The sequence below is a fragment of the Amycolatopsis sp. NPDC114505 genome (genome assembly GCF_055633615.1).
The window spans coordinates 2,978,067-2,993,981 of sequence record NZ_JBVKDV010000001.1; the positions used below are offsets into that span (position 1 = coordinate 2,978,067).

The following is a 15,915-nucleotide window of genomic DNA, read 5'->3' on the forward strand; positions in this document are numbered from 1 at the left end:
ATTGTGCCTCGCCAGTGACGACCCCGTCCGGGGGAGTCACTGTCGACCGCCCGGAAGCACTCACAGTATGCCGTCGACTACACGCCGATGTCATCGGAACGCGCTTCGCCGCCCTCTTCGGAGCCGATCGGGTTACCCCCGCCGGCGAGGGATCGTGATTGGCAGTGACCGGCGCGCGGGTACCTCCGGACTGATCGAACCGGATTCGCTCGGCGCAGGGCGGCTGCCGCTCGTCGTCGTGACCGTCTCCCACTGGACCGAATGGGCCAAGACTGGAGGCAGAGCCGGCCGGGGTGGACGGACCGCGCCGCCGTCGGCGTGCCGCAGAGCGGGGAGATGACGATGGACGGGTTGATGCAGGGCAAGGCGGTCGTGGTGACCGGCGCCGGCCGGGGCCTGGGCGAGGCCTTCGCGGTGCACGTCGCGCGGGCCGGCGGGTCGGTGGTCGTCAACGACATCGACGTCGAGCTGGCCGAGCGCACGGCGGAGAACATCCGCGCGCACGGCGGCCGCGCCGTGGCCAGCGGGCACAGCGTGGCCGAGGCCGGGGAGGCGCAGGAGATCGTCGACCTGTGCGTCAAGGAGTTCGGCGGGATCGACGGGCTGGTCAACAACGCGGGCCTGAACTACGAGGCACTGCCCTGGGAGGACGACGCCGAGCAGGCGGCCGAGCTCGTCCAGGTCAACGTCATGGGCGTGGTGAACACGGGCCTGGCCGCGATCAAGGCGATGGTCGGCGCCGGCACCGGCGGCTCGATCGTCAACATCTCGTCGGGTGCGTCGCTCGGGCAGCGCAAGCTCGGCGTGTACGCGGCGAGCAAGGGCGCGGTCGCGTCCCTGACCTACTCCTGGGCGCTCGACCTCGAGGAGTCCGGGATCCGCGTCAACGCCGTCTGCCCGCTCGCGCACACGCGGATGGTGTGGAAGTCCGAACGCTCGCTGCGCGCGTGCCCGCCCGACCGCACGCCGTCGCGGATCGCGCCGGTCGTGCTGTTCCTGCTCGGCGAGGGCTCGCACGGCATCACCGGCCAGATGATTCGGTGCAACGGCCCGCAGCTGCACGTCATGGGCCAGCCGTTCCTCAAGCAGCCCATCCTCGAGCGCCCGGTGTGGGACACCGAGACGGTGCAGAAGGCGTTCGACGAGGTCTTCTCCGCCCACCTGGAGAACTACGGCCTGGAAAAGCGCGTCCCGCCGCGGCTGCGCAAGTGGACGGAGTCGACCTCGCCCCGGACGGCTTAGGCGCCGGCGGCCGGCTCCGGGTCGCGGGTCGCCGCGTAGAGGGCCTCGATGTCGGTCGAGTAGCGGTCGTTTATGACCCGGCGCTTGAGCTTGAGCGTCGGGGTCAGCTCGCCGGACTCGGGCGTCCACGCCTTCGGCAGCACGTGGTAGCGCTTGATCTGCTCGATCCGGGCGAGCCTGCTGTTCGCCGACTCGACCGCGCGTTCCAGCTCGGCGCGCACGGCCGGGTGGTCGGCGAGCTCGTCCGGCTTCGCCTCGACGCCGTTCGCCGCGGCCCAGCCGGGCGCGATCTCGTCGTCGAGCACGATCAGCGCGGTCACGTACGGCCGGTCGTCGCCGATCGCGACCGCCTGGCCGATCAGCGGGTGCTCCTTGAGCAGGCCCTCGACGCGGGTCGGCGCGATGTTCTTGCCGCTCGAGGTGATGATCAGTTCCTTCTTGCGGTCGGTGATCGTCACGAAGCCGTCTTCGTCGATCGTGCCGATGTCGCCGGTGGCGTACCAGCCGTCGGCGTCGGTGGCGTCCTTGATCGTCCCGTCCTCCTGCAGGTAGCCGAGGAAGACGATCGGCCCGCGCACCAGCAGCTCACCGTCTTCGGCGAGCGTCACCTCGACGCCGTCCAGCGGCTTGCCGACCGTGCCCGCGCGGAACGCCTCGCCGGAGTTCGACGTCGCCGCCCCGGTCGTCTCCGACAGGCCCCAGACCTCGCAGATCTCGAGGCCGAGCCCGGCCAGGAAGTAGATGATCTCCACCGGCAGGGCGGCCGCGCCGCTGGAGGCGACCAGCACCTTGTCCAGGCCCAGCAGCGAGCGGATCGGGGCGAGCGCGGCCTCGTCGGTCTGCTTGATCTTCTCGGCGAGCTCGGCCGGCACCGGCTGCCCGGCGCTGCGCAGCTTGTAGCCCTGCTGCAGCAGCTCGTTCGCCTGCAGCAACGCGGTCCGCCGGTCCTCCGGCACGCCGCCGAGCATGTTCTTCAGCCCGGCGACCATCTTCTCCCACACGCGCGGGACGCCGAAGAAGCTCTCCGGGTGCACCTGGCCGAGCGCGGCGACGACGCCGGACGGGTCGGCGAGCGTGTGCACGTGGCCGGCCCACACGATCGGCAGGTAGATCGACAGCTCCCGCTCGGCGATGTGCGCGAGCGGCAGGTACGCGATGTTCGTCGCGTGCATCGGCGGGTGGTGCAGCTCGGTCACCGCGTACGCCTGGTGGATCGCGTTGCGGTGCGACAGCACGACGCCCTTGGGGTCGCCGGTGGTGCCCGAGGTGTAGATCATGGACAGCGGGTCGTCCGGCTTGATCTCCGGCCAGGACCGCTCGAAGGCGTCGGGGTCGGCGGCGAGCGCTTCCCGGCCCTGGTCCCGCAATGAGGCGAAGGAGAGGAAGCGGTCGTCGCCGGCGGGGATCGCCTCCGCGTCCATGACGACGATGTGGCGCAGCGCCGGGAGGTCTTCGAGCACCGGCCGCCAGCGCGCCAGCTCGGACTCGCCGCCGAGCACCACGACCGGGGCCGCGCTGTGCCGCGCGACGAACCGGATCTGGTCCGGGCTGAGCGTGGCGTAGGCGGTGCACGGGATCGCGGACAGGTGCGTCGCGGCGAGGTCGGCGACGATGTGGTCCGGGCAGCCGGGCGCCATGATCAGCATGCGGTCGCCCTTGGCGAGCCCGAGCCCGGCGAGGCCGCGGGACACCTCGGCGATCGCGGTGCGGAACTCCAGCCAGCTGAGCGTCGGCTTGCCTTCGAGGTCGAGCGAGGTGATCGCCGGCAGGTCCGGGTAGTCGACCGCGTTGCGGTGCAGCAACCGCGGGATCGTCAGGCCTTCGGTCTGCTCGGCGACGGACGGGGTGGTCAACGCTGGCCTCCTCGGGTGCTGCGGATGGCCACACTGTATTGGCTCCCCGGCCGGGTGGATAGAGAATCGCGGCCACGTCAAACGCCCCCTTTACCCGGCCTTTCGCGGTCAGCTCCCCACGACTGTCCACAGTGCACACGGGCGTCGGCGCGCGAACCGCGCTTCAATGGAGGTGATACCGACTCCGGGGGGATGCGATGACGCGCACGGCTCGTGCACTGCTCGACGAGATCCAGAAGGAGCTCGCTCCGCGCGACGACGACAACCGGCTCGTCCCGCTGATCAAGGCGGGCCGCGCGCCGCGCGCGGTGTTCGCCGCGCTCGCCGCGGAGGAGAAGCGGATCACGACGAGCGACTGGCGGAGCTTCCACGCGCTCGCCGCCCGGGCCGACGAACCGAACGCGCGCACCTTCTTCGGTGGCCTCGCGCCGGGGGAGCAGCAGGCGAACGGGATGCTGGACGCGTTGCTCCGGGCCACTGGTCCGGACCACGGGAAGGAACGGCCGCGGGCCGGCTGTCAGGCCTACCCCGCGTACGTCGCCTGGCTCGCGCTGAACGGCGAATCGTCGGCGACCGCGGCCGGGATCTACGCGAACTTCGCCGCCTTCGGCCGGTACTGCGCGGACGTCGCCGCCGGCATGCGCGAGCACTACGGCTTCACCGACGACGAATGCGCGTTCTTCGACTTCTTCGCCGCGGATGTTCCGGAAATTGAGGAACAAGCACTCGCGGCGATCCAAGCCGGGCTCGACGCGCGCCGGCTCGACGAACGCGAAGCCCACCTCTACGCCCGGCTCTTCCAGAGCTACGAGCTGCAGTTCTGGAACACCCTCGCCGCCGAGTTCCGGGCCTGACGCCGCGGAACCGGTTCCAGGCCCCCGGCGGGTGCCACGGGGAGTGGTCGAACCACTTCGCATGCGGAATGGCGGGAATTCGGCCTCGCCGTCCGGGGAATCCGTGGCGAAGGTGTCGAATGCCATGCAATTCCGCTTTGCGGAGGCCGCGAACTCCGGACGAAGCGGTCGGACCCGGCTGTCGTGGCAGGCTCGTGACCTTTCTCACCGAACCATCCGGCTCTGTCGTACGTAGCGGATGCTGTCCGGGCGCTTGGGTCGATCGCACCACCGGAGAGCCTGCACCCATGGGGCCAAACGGAAGCAGGCCTGGGACGAACCTCACGACTTTCGGTGGTGGACTTTCCAAGCGCGGGCGGCAACTGTGGACGGGTCACCGTTTCAAGATCACGTTATCGCCACGGACTTGACGCGCCCTGAAGGGCTGCATACCGTCGTCGCGGGCGAAGCAGACCACGGTGATGTTGATCCGGCTGGTCGGAATCCGGGTGTTGACCGCCTCGGGCGACCCGAAACCATGTACTGCCGGAAGGAATACGGACCCAGGTGAAGCAGATTTCTCTTCGACGCAACCGGGGATCCTCGATTCGCAGGCGCGTGCTCACGATCGCGCTGATCCCCAGTGTGGCCTTGCTCCTCGTGGGTGTGGCCCTCGCCGGCTACCTCATCTACGACGCCGTCACGGGCCGTGACTACGTCAACCGGATCCGGGGCTCGGAGGCCCCGTCGATCCCGTTCTTCGGCGCGCTCCAGCAGGAGCGCCTGGCGACCCTGAGCCTCCTCGCGGGCCAGGGCAACCAGCGCGCGGTGCTCGCGGCCGTCCGTCCGAAGACGGACCAGAACGCCGCGAAGACGATCGAGTACCTGAAGGACAGCTTCGCGGGCTACGACGACACCCCGCCGAGCGTGCAGAAGAACATCGCCACGTTCTTCGCGCTCTTCCAGCAGCTCCCGCAGACGCGGCAGGCGGTCGACAGCGGCCAGATCCAGATCGGCCAGGCCTTCACCTTCTACAACAAGATCATCGACCAGTTCACCGACGGCCTGGCCGGGCTCGCGCAGAACGCGCGTGGCGCGCAGAACGCGTTCGACCGGCTGACCGCCATCCCGATGTTCAGCGCGGCCGAGTCGATGCAGCGCAGTGACGCGCTCGCCGCCGCCGGGCTCGCCGCGGGCGGGCTGAGCAGCGACGACTTCCGCAACTACGTCAGCCAGGTCGGTGCCTACCACGCGCAGCTCGACGCGTCGGCGCCGAAGATGATCCCCGAGGTCAAGGCGAAGTACGACCAGCTGCTGGCCAGCCAGCCGTGGCAGGTCGTCAACCAGGTCGAAACCGCTTTCCTGCGCGGTGACCTGACCAAGCTGCCGGTGTCGCAGGAGCAGTGGCGCACTAGCGCCAAGCTGGTCGGCGACGCCCTGTCCGGCATCTTCGTCCTGCAGAGCTCCAACGCCAGCCAGGCCGCGATCAACGACGCCGACTCGACGTTCACCGAGTCGCTGATCGCCGGTGTGATCGCGGTCCTGTTCGCGGTCTTCGTGGTGTTCGTCGCCGTCCGGCTGTCGAACCGGCTCATCGGCCGCCTGCACCGGCTGCGCGAGGACACCCTCGACGCCGCCGAGGTCCGGCTGCCCGAGCTGGTCGCCCGGGTCCAGGCGGGCGAGCCCGTCGACCTCGAAGAGGGCGGGCACTTCCTCGACCACGGCACCGACGAGATCGGCCAGGTCGCCGACGCGTTCAACAAGGCGCAGCAGACCGCCATCGCGGCCGCCATCGACGAGGCGAAGATCAAGGAGGGCACCAAGACGGTGTTCCTCAACATCGCCCACCGCAGCCAGGTCATCGTGCACCGCCAGCTCAAGGTGCTCGACCAGGCCGAGCGCAAGCAGGAGGACCCGGAGCAGCTGGACACCCTGTTCCAGCTCGACCACCTCTCGACCCGCGCCCGCCGCAACGCCGAGAACCTGATCATCCTCGGCGGCGGGCAGCCGGGCCGGCAGTGGCGCAACCCGGTCGGGCTGGCCGAGCTGGTCCGCGGCGCGTCCGCCGAGACCGAGGACTTCGCCCGGGTGAAGACGGCGGCGCTGCCGCAGATCGCCATCCGCGGCCCGGTCGTCGGCGACCTCGTGCACCTGCTGGCCGAGCTGATCGACAACGCGACGTCGTTCTCGCCGCCGCAGTCGCGGGTCGAGGTCCGCGGCAACGTGGTCGGCAAGGGCGTCGTGATCGAGGTCGAGGACCAGGGCCTCGGGCTCGAGCCGGACCAGACCGAAGAGATCAACACGATGCTGGCCGGCCCGCCGGACTTCGGCATCATGGCGCTGTCCGACGAACCGCGCCTCGGCCTGTTCGTGGTCGCGCGGCTGGCCGCCCGCCACGGCATCCAGGTGCACCTGCGGGAGTCGGCCTACGGCGGCACCCGGGCCATCGTCCTGGTGCGCACCGACCTGCTGGCCCCGCTCGCGGAGTCCGAGCCGGAGCAGCCGATCACCCCGCCGAAGCCGGAGCTCGTGCCGAACCCGGTCGAGCCGGAGCAGGTGAACGACGAGGTCGCGCCGCTGCGCCGGCCGGTCCGCCGCCCGGCCCGCCACCGGACCGAGCCGCCGATGCCGGTGTCGCAGCCCGACCCGGTCGCCCCGCCGATGCCGGTCACGCAGCCGTCCCCGGCGCAGCCGCCGTCCGCGCCGACGCCGGTGCCGGTCGGGTCTGTGTCCGAGCCGATCAGCCAGCCGACCCAGGCACAGCCGGCGGTCGCCCCGGTGCGGCCGCCCGCGCCGCCCACCCGGACGTCGCGCCCGGCCCGCCCGGCCGCGCAGCCGCCGGTGTGGCCGCCGTCCGAGCCGCGGCCCGCGATGCCGCAGGGCCGGCCGGAGCAACCGCGCCGCCCGGAGGCCCCTGGCCGCCCGCCGCTGCCCCAACGGCGACGTCAGCAGAGCCTCGTTCCGCAGTTGCGGGAAGATAAGCCCGCCACGCAGGAGCGGGAAGAGGTCAGGCTGGACTCGCCGGAGAGCGCCCGCAGCCGGCTGTCCGCCTTCCAGCAGGGCACCCGCCGCGGCCGTGACGAAGAACCAGCCGAGAACGACGACAGGTACGGAGAGCGCGAGTAATGGCCAACTCAGGCGTCAGTGAGCTCGACTGGCTGCTGGACGACCTCGTCAAGCGGGTCGCCGGGGCGGACCGCGCGGTGGTCCTGTCCTCGGACGGCCTGCTCATCGGGCGGTCGGGGAACCTCTCCGAAGAGGACGCCGAACACCTCTCGGCGGTCGCTTCGGCGTTCCAAAGCCTGGCGCGCGGGACCGGACGGCACTTCGGCGGCGGCAACGTCCGTCAGACGATGGTGGAGATGGACCACGCCTTCCTGTTCGTGACGGCGGCCGGCCGAGGCGCCTGCCTCGCCCTGCTGGCCCGCGAGGACGCGGACATGGGGCTGGTCGCGTACGAGATGAACCTGATGGTGAAGCGCGTCGGCCAGGTACTCACCTCGGCCCCGCGGACCGGTGCCGGCGTCCTGCCCACGTCGCCATGAGCGGACGGCACGAAGCCTGGTTCGACGACGAGGCCGGCCCGCTGGTCCGGTCCTACGCGGTCACGGGCGGCCGCACCCGGTCGGACACGCTCGGACTGGACCTCATCACGCTGGTGGTCGCGCTGCGCACCGCGCACGAAGCGGGCATGCTCGAACCGGAGTACGCGCGCATCATCGCCCTGTGCCAGCGGCCGGTCTCGGTGGCCGAGGTGGCCGCCCGCGTCGACCTGCCGCTGCCCGTGGTCAAGGTGATGCTCAGCGACCTCATCGAGCAGAACCTGGTGCTGTTCCGTACCGCGGCACCGGCTCAGGAATCCCCCAACCGACACGTATTGCAGGCGGTCCTTGATGGCATCCGGAAACTCTGATCCCCGGCGGAACCTGACCGCGACCGCGGTCAAGGTACTCATCGCCGGCGGCTTCGGGGTCGGCAAGACCACGATGGTCGGCTCGGTGAGCGAAGTGCCGCCGCTGCGTACCGAAGAGGTCATCACGACCGCGTCCGAGGGCGTCGACGACCTCTCGGGGATCGAGCAGAAGACCACCACGACGGTCGCGCTCGACTTCGGCCGCATCACGATCAACCCGGACCTGATCCTGTACCTGTTCGGCACGCCGGGGCAGGACCGGTTCTGGTTCATGTGGGACGAGCTGGCGGAGGGCGCGCTCGGCGCGGTCGTGCTGGCCGACACCCGCCGGCTGGACAGCTGCTTCGCGGCGGTCGACTTCTTCGAGCGCCGCAACCTGCCGTTCGTCGTCGGCGTGAACTGCTTCGACGGTGCGTACCGCTACGGCACCGAGGAGGTCCGGCAGGCGCTCGACGTCGGCATGGACGTCCCGCTGCTGCTGTGCGACGCCCGCGAGCGCGAGTCGACGAAGCAGGTGCTGACCAGCCTGATGGAACACGTGATGGCGCGGTCCGACCTGGCGGCCGCCCAGGGCGGCTACTAGATCGGACCGCGCGTCTTCTTCCGTCAGCGCTTGCGCAGGTTGTCGAGCGCGAACCGGCCCGGGCCGATCGCGGCGAACAGCAGGAAGATCCACGCGTAGACGGCGGCGGGCTCGCCCATGTTCTGCAGCGGCAGCAGGCCCATCGGGGCGTGCACGGTGAAGTAGGCGTAGGCCATCACACCGGAGAGCACGACCGCGGCGGGCCGGCTGGCGAGCCCGGCGAACAGCAGCACCGCGCCGACGAGCTCGATCACGCTGCCCCACCAGCCGGGGAACGAGCCGAACGGGACGCCGCCGCCCTGGCCGTCGATGCCACCGAAGTAGCCGAATCCCTGCAGGCCGTGGAAGCCGAACAGGAACGAGATCACGATCCGGCTCGCGCCGACGACGATGCCTTTGGCCGGGGCGGTCCTGGTGGCGGTGGTCTGGGTCTCGCGGGCGATCGTGGTGGTCATCGGGGTTCCTTCCCTGGGTTCTTCCTTGCCTTCTGCCTACGCGTCGAGTGGGTTCTCACCGGATCGACAACCCCGCGGAAAAATCTTCGAAGAGATTCGGGAGACTGTTTCGATGGCGGGCAAACGCAGTGCCGGGCTCCTGCTCCACCGCGGGCGGGGCGAGGACGTCGAAGTGCTGCTCGGGCACATGGGCGGGCCGTTCTGGGCGAAGAAGGACGCGGCGGCGTGGTCGCTGCCGAAGGGCGAGCTGGACCCGGACGAGCCGCCGGAGCACGCGGCGCGGCGCGAGTTCGAGGAGGAGCTGGGCCTGCCCGCGCCCACCGGTGAGTACGTCCCGCTGGGCGAGGTGAAGCAGTCGGGCGGCAAGGTCGTCACGGCGTGGGCGGTCGAAGGCGACCTCGACCCGGCGTCGGTGGTCCCGGGGACGTTCTCCATGGAGTGGCCGCCCCGTTCGGGCAAGCAGCAGGAGTTCCCCGAGATGGACCGGGTCGAATGGTTCTCGCTCGACGTCGCGCGCGAGAAGCTCGTGAAGGGCCAGCTGCCGTTCCTGGACCGGCTGCTCGAGCTAGTGGGTCAGTAGGGCCTCGAGCGGCTTGGCGGTGAACGACGGCAGCACGACGTCGGCCTGGCCGAAGTCGAGGCTCTCGGTGATGGCGTTCGGCACGGCGACACAGGTCAGCCCGGCGGCCTTGGCCGAGGTGACGCCGTGGGGCGTGTCCTCGAAGGCGATGGTGTCCGCTGCTTCGGTGCCGAGGGCGTCGAGCGCGGCGAGGTAGAGGTCCGGATCGGGCTTGGCCCGGTGGCGGTCCCCGGTGAGGACGGCGTCGAAGTAGCCGTCGATGCCGAGCCGTTCGAGGTGCGGGTTCACCCAAGCGCCGGACGAGCTGGAGGCGACGGCCAGCTTGAGGCCGTGCTCCTTCGCGCTCTCCAGGTAGCTTCGGACGCCTTCGCGCGGGCCGAGTTTCTCGAGGAGCTGGTAGACGCGGGCTTTCGTCTTGGGCCGCAGTGCGTCGGGGTCGATGCCAGGCACGTGCTCGGCGAGCAGGGCGAACATCGCGGGTGTGGTGTGCTGCGTGCCGATGACGGCGTACCAGGCTGCCATCGGCAGCTCGACCCCGTGCTCGCGGAACACCTCCTGCCACGACTGCAGGACGGCGGACTCGGTGTCGGCGAGGGTGCCGTCGAAGTCGAAGACCAGGGCGCGGGTGGGCACGCCTGCACCCTGCCCGGTCGGTGATCGTTCAGGCAAGGGAGTTGTGACGAGCCCGAAAGGCGGCCATGGCCTCTTCGCCGCGCAGGGCGAAGACGACTTCCTCGATCTCGCCGGCCTCGGCCTGGTGCACGGTGGTCAGCGCGATCTCGGCGGCCGACTCGAGGGGCCACCGGTAGATCCCGGTCGAGATCGCGGGGAAGGCGACGGTCTTGGCGCCGAGTTCCCGCGCGACCTCCAGCGAGTTCCGGTGGCAGTCGGCGAGGAGCCCCGAGCGGTCCTCGGTCGCCGACCACACGGGCCCGACGGTGTGCACGACCCAGCGCGCGGGCAGGTTCCCGGCGGTGGTGGCGACGGCCTGCCCGGTCCTGAGCCCTTTCCCGTAGTGCCCGGCCCGCAGCTTCTGGCACGCGGCGAGGATCTCGGGGCCACCCTTGCGGTGGATGGCCCCGTCGACCCCGCCGCCGCCGAGGAGCGAGGAGTTGGCGGCGTTGACGACGACGTCGACCTCGAGGGTGGTGATGTCGGCGTCGAGGATCCGGATGCGCATCAGCCGAGGTAGAAGTCCGTCAGGACCGGGGCGAGCGCCGCGGCCTTCACGATGTGCGTCTGGCCCGGCAGCGTCTTGTACTCCGCCGACGGCAGCACCTTCGCCAGCGACGCGACGCCGTTGCGCATCCAGTCCGGGCTCTTGCCGCCGTCCACGACCAGCGTCGGGACCTTCACCTCCGGCCACGCCGCCGGCAGCGGCGTCCCGGACTGGTGCTCGACGACCAGAGCCGTGTCGTACGGGAGCGTGTGGGCGATGCGCTTGAGCTTCGGCCAGAACGGCATGATCCGCATCATCGCCACCATCGTGCCGCTCAGGCCGACGCCTTCGGTCATGAACATCTTGACCGCCTGGCCGCGCTTGCCCGCGCTCAGCGCGGCGTCGAGGCGGGCCGCGTAGTCGGCCGGGACGCGGGGTCGGGTGCCGTCGACGACGAACGGCGGCTCGTACAGCGCCAGCTTCGTCACCGGGAGAGCGCGCGCCGCTTCGAGGGCCAGCGCGGCGCCCGACGAGATGCCGAACAGGAACGCCTCCCCGCCCGCCTCCTTGACGAGCGCGGCGATGTCCTCGACCTCGCGCTCGGCCGCGTAGGGCCCGGTGTCGGTGCTCTCGCCCCGGCCGCGGCGGTCGTAGGTGTACACGGTGAAGCGCGCGGCCAGCTCCTTCGCGATCCCGTCGTTGGGGGACGAGCCGCGGTAGCACATCGCGCCGTCGACGAGGACGAGCGCGGGGCCGGACCCGGCGCGGGTGTAGGCGATCTTCGTGCCGTCGGCGGAAACCGTCGTGCTCATCGGGACTCTCCTCGCGGCATCGGGTGGATCAGGTGGGCGGACGTGGTGGCGAGCCAGGTCCAGGCGATCGTCACGGCCGCCCAGAAGCCGAGGGTGACGACCGGGCTCGCCGAGCCGGACGCTACGCCCGCGAAGCCCGCGAGGAACAGCAACCCGCTGATCCGCGAGTACCACGCCCGCGCGGGCGTGAGGTGCGAGCCGATCGCGAAGCAGGCCGCGACCAGTGCGGCGAAGCCGACGCCACCGGCGACGAAGTGCAGCGTCCCGTGCCAGCTGATCGCCGACGGCGGACCGGCGGGCGTGCCGAGCGGGAAGCCGTCCTGCGGGTCGGCCCGGAAGACGCCCGCGCAGAGCAGGCTGACGCCGTAGACGGTCAGCAGCCGCGGGCCCCACCGCCCGGGCAGGACGCGTCGGATGCCGGCGGCGGCCGCGATCGTCAGCAGGCCGGTGACCAGGAAGTTCGTGATCTGGACAAAGCCGAGCGAGCCGTTCGACAGGACGCTGGCGGGGTGCCGCGTGAAGTCGAACCCGGCGCGGGTCAGGCCCTGGACGACACCGGTGAGCACGAAGACGGGCCCGGCGAGGATCCCGCAGGTCAGCAGCCCGCGGGCGGTCGAAGGGGCGAGGGACTGGGGGCGGATCGCGGTGGTGGTCATGGCGAACAGCGTGGCACCCGACGGTTGAAACTGTCAAGACAAAAAAAGTTGTCGGTGATGGACGAGCGTCCCGAAGTGGCCTTGGGGCGCTCTGAAATCAGGCCGCGCGCAGGGTGAGGAGTGTGATCTCGCTGGGCGCGAAGACCCGGAACGGCGGTCCCCAGAACCCGGTCCCGCGGCTGTTGTACAGCTGGGTCGGGCCGTGCCGGGTCAGGCCCGACAGCGTCGGCTGGTCGAACCGCACCAGCAGGTGGAACGGCCAGATCTGCCCGCCGTGCGTGTGCCCGGAGATCTGCAGGTCGACGTCGGCCTCGCGGGCCTGGCGCACCTGCTTCGGCTGGTGTGCCAGCAGCACCACCGGCACGTCGGCGGGGCGGCCGGCCAGCGCGGCGGGCAGGTCGGGGCCGTGGCCGGGCAGGCCGGACGCCGCTCCGGTCGGGTCGTCGATGCCGGCGAACAGGATGCGGTCGCCGTCGCGTTCCAGGAGCGTCGAGCGGTTGTGCAGCGTCTCCCAGCCGAGCCCTTCCATGTGGTCGATCCACGCCTGGGCCTCGCCGAAGTACTCGTGGTTGCCGGTGATGTAGAACCGGCCGAGCGCGGCCTGGACGCCGCCGAGCGGGTCGACCTGCTTGCGGCGCTTCGCCACCGCGCCGTCGGCGAGGTCGCCGGCGTGGCAGACGACGTCCGCCTCCAGCGCGTTGACCGCCGCGACGACCTGCTCCGACCACTTCGTCCGGTCGATCGGCCCGTAGTGGGTGTCGGTCAGCACGGCGACGCGCAGGCCGTCGAGGCCCGGGCCGAGCCGCGGGATGACGACGTCGGTCGCCTTCACCGGCGGCACCCGCATGGCGACGCGGTTGCCGTGCACGAGCAGGCCGGCCGCCACCACGAAGGTCACGCCCGCGACAATCCGCGAGCGCGTCGGGTCGTCGATGCCGAGCAGCGCGGCGCGCAGCACCAGGCTCAGCACGGACCAGCTGAACAGCACCCAGATCACGGCCAGCAGCGAGTCGCCGACGCGCGCGGCGGCGTCGCTCTGGTGCCGGGAGTGGCCGCGGAACATGGCGACCGGCATCGTGGCCAGGCCCAGCGCGAACACCGCGGTGCCGGCGATCGTGGCCGCCGTGCCCCAGTCCGGCGCGAGGACGAGCGTCCACCAGGGCACGGTGAACAGCAGGATCAGCGCCAGGATCGGCACGACGACGAATTGGCCTCTCATCGAACCAGGTTACAGCCCATCGGGCTGTTACCTCCGGAAGGCAGGGGTCGCGGTTCCGCTACCCTGGGGTCGGAGAGGAAAGGGGGACCACTGCCGTGAACACGGTGCTGGAGCTGGTGTTCCCCGTCGTGACCAGCCCGACCGCGCTGGTCGCCTTCGCCTCCCTCGCCGCCGCGAGCCTCCTGGTCGTGCTGCTCGTCGGCAGCACGCACCGCAGCGAGGTCGCCCTGTGGTCGGCGCCGGTGCGCAGCCGCGTCGCCGCCCTGCGCCGCCGGGCCCGGCGCGCCGAGTCGATCCGCCTGCGCGACCCCGGCCGGCCGGGCAGCAGCAGGCCACGAGCACCCGGTTCCCGCAGCACGGCTGCGTAGGAACCCCTTCAGCGCAGCCATTCCGCGTACCCCCACCCCTTCCACTCTTGCGGAGTGCTGCCCATGTTCGGCTTTCTCGACGTGCCCGTCGAAGGCGCGTACCACCTGATCCACGCGTTCACCGGCCCGCTGTCCACGGCGCTGGCCATCGTCGCGTTCACCCTCGGCGTGCGGCTCCTGCTGCACCCGCTCGCCCGGTCGGCGGCCCGCGGCGAGCGTGCCCGGGCCACCCTGCTGCCGGAGATCAAAGCGTTGCGGGCCAAGCACGGCGGCGACCGGGAGCGGCTGGCCGCGGAGATGACGAAGCTGCAGCAGGAGTCCGGGACGTCGCTGTTCGTCGGCTGCCTGCCGATGCTGCTGCAGCTGCCGTTCTTCACGGTCATGTACCGGCTCTTCACGACGCCCACGGTCGGCGGCGAACCCAACTCGCTGCTCGGCGCGACGCTGTTCGGGACGCCGCTGGGCGCGCACGGCCTGGCCGGCAGCCCGCTCGTGTTCGTGATCGCGGCCGGGCTGGCGGTCGTCGCGTGGTTCTCGGTCCGTCTGCAGAGCCGCGGTGGCACGGCCGACGTTCCGGGCGGGAAGTGGCTGCGGTTGCTGCCCTACGGCACGGTGCTCGCGACGCTGGTCGTGCCGCAGGCCGCCGGGATCTACCTGCTCACGACGACGGCGTGGACCGTGGCGGAACGGGCGCTGCTACGACGCGGCTCGTGAGCGCCGCCAGTCTTCGACGGCTTCCTCGACGTCCACCGGCGCGACCGTGAGCGGCGGGCCGGTGTGGTGGTTGAGGTAGGCCAGGCGGATCCGCTCGTTGAGGTCCTCGACGACCTCCCGCACCTGCCGTTCGGCCCGCTCGCCGGCGAGCCGTTCGGGCAGGTCCTGGACCTCGCGCTTGAGGGCGAGCGCCGGCGGCAGCAGCGCCTTGGTGTCGTGGCCGCCGTTGCGGACCTCCCGCAGCACCCAGTCGGTGGCGGCGTCGTTGCCGGTGGGCTTCGGCAGCGGCTTGCCGGCGCCGGGCAGCGCGTCGAAGTCGCCGCGGTCGCGGGCCTCGCCGATCTGCCGGTCGACCCACCAGCGGAAGGAGACCTTGGGCGGTTTGCGTCCGGTCATGCTTCCAGAATGCCAGGTCGGACGGCCGGTCCGGGTAGGATCGCCGGCGGAGGAGCGAGGGGAACGCATGACCGCCGAACGCACTGGCGCCGAAGAAGTCGACCGGACGCTCGCGTTGCTTTGGCGCGCCCGCGGCGCCGTCACCGAGCCGACCAGGGGCCGCCGCCCGACGCTGTCGATCGAGCGGATCGTCGCCGCCGCGATCGCGGTCGCGGACGCCGACGGGCTCACCGCCGCGTCGATGCACCGCGTCGCCAAGGAGCTCGGCGCGGGCACGATGACGCTCTACACGTACGTGCCCGGCAAGGCCGAGCTGGTCGACCTGATGGTCGACGACGTGCTGGTCGAGCGCAGGCTGCCCGGCCCGGGCGAGCCGCGCCCGGCGGACTGGCGCGAGCAGGTGGCGCTGTACGCGGAGCGGACGCGGGCGGCATACCGCACCCACCCGTGGCTGTGCGAGGTTTCGCGCGTCCGGCCGCCGCTCGGGCCGGGGCAGCTGGCCGGGCAGGAGTATCTGCTGTCCATCATGGACGCGCTGGGCCTGCCCCCGCGCCATGCGGTGGCGGCGGCCAACGGGATAGGCACGTACATCGACGCGAACGCGGCGCTCGGCGCGGAGAACACCCGCCTCGAGCGCAGCACCGGCCAGTCGACGGAGGCCTGGTGGCACCAGCGTTCGACGTTCTGGAAGAACTACTTCGTGGTCGACGCCCACCCGGCGATGAACCGCATCTGGCTGGGCGGCGGCTTCGACGAGAGCGCGAAGGCTCAAGGGGACAAAGCGTACGAGTTCGGCTTGGACCGCATGCTCGACGGCATCCAGGCCCTCGTGAGTGAGAACCAGGGTTAGAACACTGTTTCTCACTCACGACCGCTAGCGGCGGGTGCGCCACCTGGACCGCCGGCGTTCCTGCCGGGGCACTGACGGCTCGACCGGAGCCTCACGCAGGACGTCCCGGCACACCGGGTCGAACCGGCCGGGGGCCTCGATCATCGGGGCCGCCAGGACCACGTGGCCGCACACCGCTCGGAAGCGGCCGTCGTGGCGGCCCGCCGCGAACTCTTCCTCCGTGACGGCGTGGGTGTAGCCGTCGGTGTCGCAGCGGATGTGCACCAGGAACGGCTCCACCGG

The 15,915-nt window shown here is 71.3% G+C and carries 19 protein-coding genes; 10 read left to right on the forward strand and 9 right to left on the reverse strand.

The window, feature by feature from the left end; translation table 11 throughout:
• Window positions 1-342 precede the first annotated feature (342 nt).
• Complete coding sequence (locus ACZ7OU_RS14860) at window positions 343-1,242, forward strand: SDR family NAD(P)-dependent oxidoreductase (RefSeq protein ID WP_470241401.1); 900 nt, start codon at window positions 343-345, stop codon at window positions 1,240-1,242.
• Here the strand turns inward: ACZ7OU_RS14860 and ACZ7OU_RS14865 are convergent.
• Window positions 1,239-3,095 (reverse strand): AMP-dependent synthetase/ligase, encoded by a 1,857-nt coding sequence (locus tag ACZ7OU_RS14865; RefSeq protein ID WP_470255382.1) that lies wholly within the window; start codon window positions 3,093-3,095, stop codon window positions 1,239-1,241. The genes ACZ7OU_RS14860 and ACZ7OU_RS14865 overlap by 4 nt on opposite strands.
• Window positions 3,096-3,292: 197 nt before the next feature.
• Here ACZ7OU_RS14865 and ACZ7OU_RS14870 point away from each other — a divergent pair, with 197 nt between their 5' ends.
• The 5 genes from ACZ7OU_RS14870 to ACZ7OU_RS14890 all read left to right on the forward strand — a co-directional run bounded on the left by ACZ7OU_RS14870 (window position 3,293) and on the right by ACZ7OU_RS14890 (window position 8,424).
• A complete protein-coding gene (locus tag ACZ7OU_RS14870) occupies window positions 3,293-3,949 on the forward strand; it encodes a transcriptional regulator (protein ID WP_470255383.1) in 657 nt (218 codons plus the stop codon).
• Between the two features lie 597 nt (window positions 3,950-4,546).
• Window positions 4,547-7,054, forward strand: coding sequence for a sensor histidine kinase (locus ACZ7OU_RS14875; RefSeq protein ID WP_470241398.1), 2,508 nt, complete (start codon window positions 4,547-4,549; stop codon window positions 7,052-7,054).
• Complete coding sequence (locus ACZ7OU_RS14880) at window positions 7,054-7,473, forward strand: roadblock/LC7 domain-containing protein (RefSeq protein WP_284745731.1); 420 nt, start codon at window positions 7,054-7,056, stop codon at window positions 7,471-7,473. The genes ACZ7OU_RS14875 and ACZ7OU_RS14880 overlap by 1 nt, the downstream gene beginning before the upstream one ends.
• The gene (locus ACZ7OU_RS14885; RefSeq protein ID WP_155541361.1) at window positions 7,470-7,841 is read left to right on the forward strand and encodes a DUF742 domain-containing protein; all 372 of its coding nucleotides are present in this window, start codon (window positions 7,470-7,472) and stop codon (window positions 7,839-7,841) included. The genes ACZ7OU_RS14880 and ACZ7OU_RS14885 overlap by 4 nt, the downstream gene beginning before the upstream one ends.
• The gene (locus ACZ7OU_RS14890; protein ID WP_086674902.1) at window positions 7,822-8,424 is read left to right on the forward strand and encodes a GTP-binding protein; all 603 of its coding nucleotides are present in this window, start codon (window positions 7,822-7,824) and stop codon (window positions 8,422-8,424) included. Before ACZ7OU_RS14885 ends, ACZ7OU_RS14890 begins: the two co-directional genes overlap by 20 nt.
• A gap of 23 nt (window positions 8,425-8,447) precedes the next feature.
• Here the strand turns inward: ACZ7OU_RS14890 and ACZ7OU_RS14895 are convergent, their stop codons facing one another.
• Entirely contained in the window at window positions 8,448-8,879 is a 432-nt protein-coding gene (locus tag ACZ7OU_RS14895) for a DoxX family protein (RefSeq protein WP_470255384.1), read from the reverse strand.
• Window positions 8,880-8,991: 112 nt separating this feature from the next.
• Here ACZ7OU_RS14895 and ACZ7OU_RS14900 point away from each other — a divergent pair, with 112 nt between their 5' ends.
• Window positions 8,992-9,459, forward strand: coding sequence for an NUDIX hydrolase (locus ACZ7OU_RS14900; protein WP_470255385.1), 468 nt, complete (start codon window positions 8,992-8,994; stop codon window positions 9,457-9,459).
• On the opposite strand, the gene ACZ7OU_RS14905 is transcribed toward ACZ7OU_RS14900, so the two are convergent.
• The 5 genes from ACZ7OU_RS14905 to ACZ7OU_RS14925 form a co-directional block, all read right to left on the reverse strand.
• Window positions 9,445-10,092 carry an HAD family hydrolase gene (locus ACZ7OU_RS14905; protein ID WP_470255386.1) on the reverse strand — a complete coding sequence of 216 codons (648 nt, stop codon included), beginning with the start codon at window positions 10,090-10,092 and terminating at the stop codon, window positions 9,445-9,447. The two genes, ACZ7OU_RS14900 and ACZ7OU_RS14905, sit on opposite strands and share 15 nt — an antisense overlap.
• 28 nt (window positions 10,093-10,120) lie before the next feature.
• Entirely contained in the window at window positions 10,121-10,639 is a 519-nt protein-coding gene (locus ACZ7OU_RS14910; RefSeq protein ID WP_470255387.1) for an O-acetyl-ADP-ribose deacetylase, read from the reverse strand.
• Entirely contained in the window at window positions 10,639-11,430 is a 792-nt protein-coding gene (locus tag ACZ7OU_RS14915; RefSeq protein WP_470255388.1) for an alpha/beta fold hydrolase, read from the reverse strand. The genes ACZ7OU_RS14910 and ACZ7OU_RS14915 overlap by 1 nt, the downstream gene beginning before the upstream one ends.
• Window positions 11,427-12,086 (reverse strand): DUF998 domain-containing protein, encoded by a 660-nt coding sequence (locus ACZ7OU_RS14920; RefSeq protein ID WP_470255389.1) that lies wholly within the window; start codon window positions 12,084-12,086, stop codon window positions 11,427-11,429. The genes ACZ7OU_RS14915 and ACZ7OU_RS14920 overlap by 4 nt, the downstream gene beginning before the upstream one ends.
• Window positions 12,087-12,183: 97 nt before the next feature.
• On the reverse strand, window positions 12,184-13,305 hold the full coding sequence (locus ACZ7OU_RS14925; RefSeq protein ID WP_470255390.1) for a metallophosphoesterase: 1,122 nt from the start codon (window positions 13,303-13,305) through the stop codon (window positions 12,184-12,186).
• Between the two features lie 95 nt (window positions 13,306-13,400).
• On the opposite strand from ACZ7OU_RS14925, the gene ACZ7OU_RS14930 reads away from it, so the two are divergent.
• Together ACZ7OU_RS14930 and ACZ7OU_RS14935 are read left to right on the forward strand one after the other, a co-directional pair.
• Window positions 13,401-13,673, forward strand: a complete 273-nt coding sequence (locus ACZ7OU_RS14930) for a DUF6412 domain-containing protein (RefSeq protein WP_470255391.1) — start codon at window positions 13,401-13,403, stop codon at window positions 13,671-13,673.
• 63 nt (window positions 13,674-13,736) lie between these two features.
• The gene (locus ACZ7OU_RS14935; protein ID WP_470255935.1) at window positions 13,737-14,387 is read left to right on the forward strand and encodes a YidC/Oxa1 family membrane protein insertase; all 651 of its coding nucleotides are present in this window, start codon (window positions 13,737-13,739) and stop codon (window positions 14,385-14,387) included.
• On the opposite strand, the gene ACZ7OU_RS14940 is transcribed toward ACZ7OU_RS14935, so the two are convergent.
• Window positions 14,370-14,783, reverse strand: a complete 414-nt coding sequence (locus ACZ7OU_RS14940) for a DnaJ family domain-containing protein (RefSeq protein ID WP_470255392.1) — start codon at window positions 14,781-14,783, stop codon at window positions 14,370-14,372. The two genes, ACZ7OU_RS14935 and ACZ7OU_RS14940, sit on opposite strands and share 18 nt — an antisense overlap.
• Window positions 14,784-14,850: 67 nt before the next feature.
• Here ACZ7OU_RS14940 and ACZ7OU_RS14945 point away from each other — a divergent pair, with 67 nt between their 5' ends.
• Complete coding sequence (locus ACZ7OU_RS14945; RefSeq protein WP_470255393.1) at window positions 14,851-15,633, forward strand: TetR/AcrR family transcriptional regulator; 783 nt, start codon at window positions 14,851-14,853, stop codon at window positions 15,631-15,633.
• Between the two features lie 24 nt (window positions 15,634-15,657).
• Here ACZ7OU_RS14945 and ACZ7OU_RS14950 read toward each other — a convergent pair whose 3' ends face one another.
• The gene (locus ACZ7OU_RS14950) at window positions 15,658-15,912 is read right to left on the reverse strand and encodes a hypothetical protein (protein WP_470241387.1); all 255 of its coding nucleotides are present in this window, start codon (window positions 15,910-15,912) and stop codon (window positions 15,658-15,660) included.
• Between the last annotated feature and the right edge of the window lie 3 nt (window positions 15,913-15,915).

Bases quoted from the DNA above. Each gene is read 5' to 3' on its own strand.
- ACZ7OU_RS14885 (WP_155541361.1), top strand. From the start codon at position 7,470: ATGAGCGGACGGCACGAAGCCTGGTTCGACGACGAGGCCGGCCCGCTG.
- ACZ7OU_RS14940 (WP_470255392.1), bottom strand. From the start codon at position 14,783: ATGACCGGACGCAAACCGCCCAAGGTCTCCTTCCGCTGGTGGGTCGAC.
- ACZ7OU_RS14900 (WP_470255385.1), top strand. From the start codon at position 8,992: ATGGCGGGCAAACGCAGTGCCGGGCTCCTGCTCCACCGCGGGCGGGGC.
- ACZ7OU_RS14925 (WP_470255390.1), bottom strand. From the start codon at position 13,305: ATGAGAGGCCAATTCGTCGTCGTGCCGATCCTGGCGCTGATCCTGCTG.
- ACZ7OU_RS14915 (WP_470255388.1), bottom strand. From the start codon at position 11,430: ATGAGCACGACGGTTTCCGCCGACGGCACGAAGATCGCCTACACCCGC.
- ACZ7OU_RS14945 (WP_470255393.1), top strand. From the start codon at position 14,851: ATGACCGCCGAACGCACTGGCGCCGAAGAAGTCGACCGGACGCTCGCG.
- ACZ7OU_RS14920 (WP_470255389.1), bottom strand. From the start codon at position 12,086: ATGACCACCACCGCGATCCGCCCCCAGTCCCTCGCCCCTTCGACCGCC.
- ACZ7OU_RS14935 (WP_470255935.1), top strand. From the start codon at position 13,737: ATGTTCGGCTTTCTCGACGTGCCCGTCGAAGGCGCGTACCACCTGATC.
- ACZ7OU_RS14870 (WP_470255383.1), top strand. From the start codon at position 3,293: ATGACGCGCACGGCTCGTGCACTGCTCGACGAGATCCAGAAGGAGCTC.
- ACZ7OU_RS14895 (WP_470255384.1), bottom strand. From the start codon at position 8,879: ATGACCACCACGATCGCCCGCGAGACCCAGACCACCGCCACCAGGACC.
- ACZ7OU_RS14910 (WP_470255387.1), bottom strand. From the start codon at position 10,639: ATGCGCATCCGGATCCTCGACGCCGACATCACCACCCTCGAGGTCGAC.
- ACZ7OU_RS14890 (WP_086674902.1), top strand. From the start codon at position 7,822: ATGGCATCCGGAAACTCTGATCCCCGGCGGAACCTGACCGCGACCGCG.
- ACZ7OU_RS14880 (WP_284745731.1), top strand. From the start codon at position 7,054: ATGGCCAACTCAGGCGTCAGTGAGCTCGACTGGCTGCTGGACGACCTC.
- ACZ7OU_RS14860 (WP_470241401.1), top strand. From the start codon at position 343: ATGGACGGGTTGATGCAGGGCAAGGCGGTCGTGGTGACCGGCGCCGGC.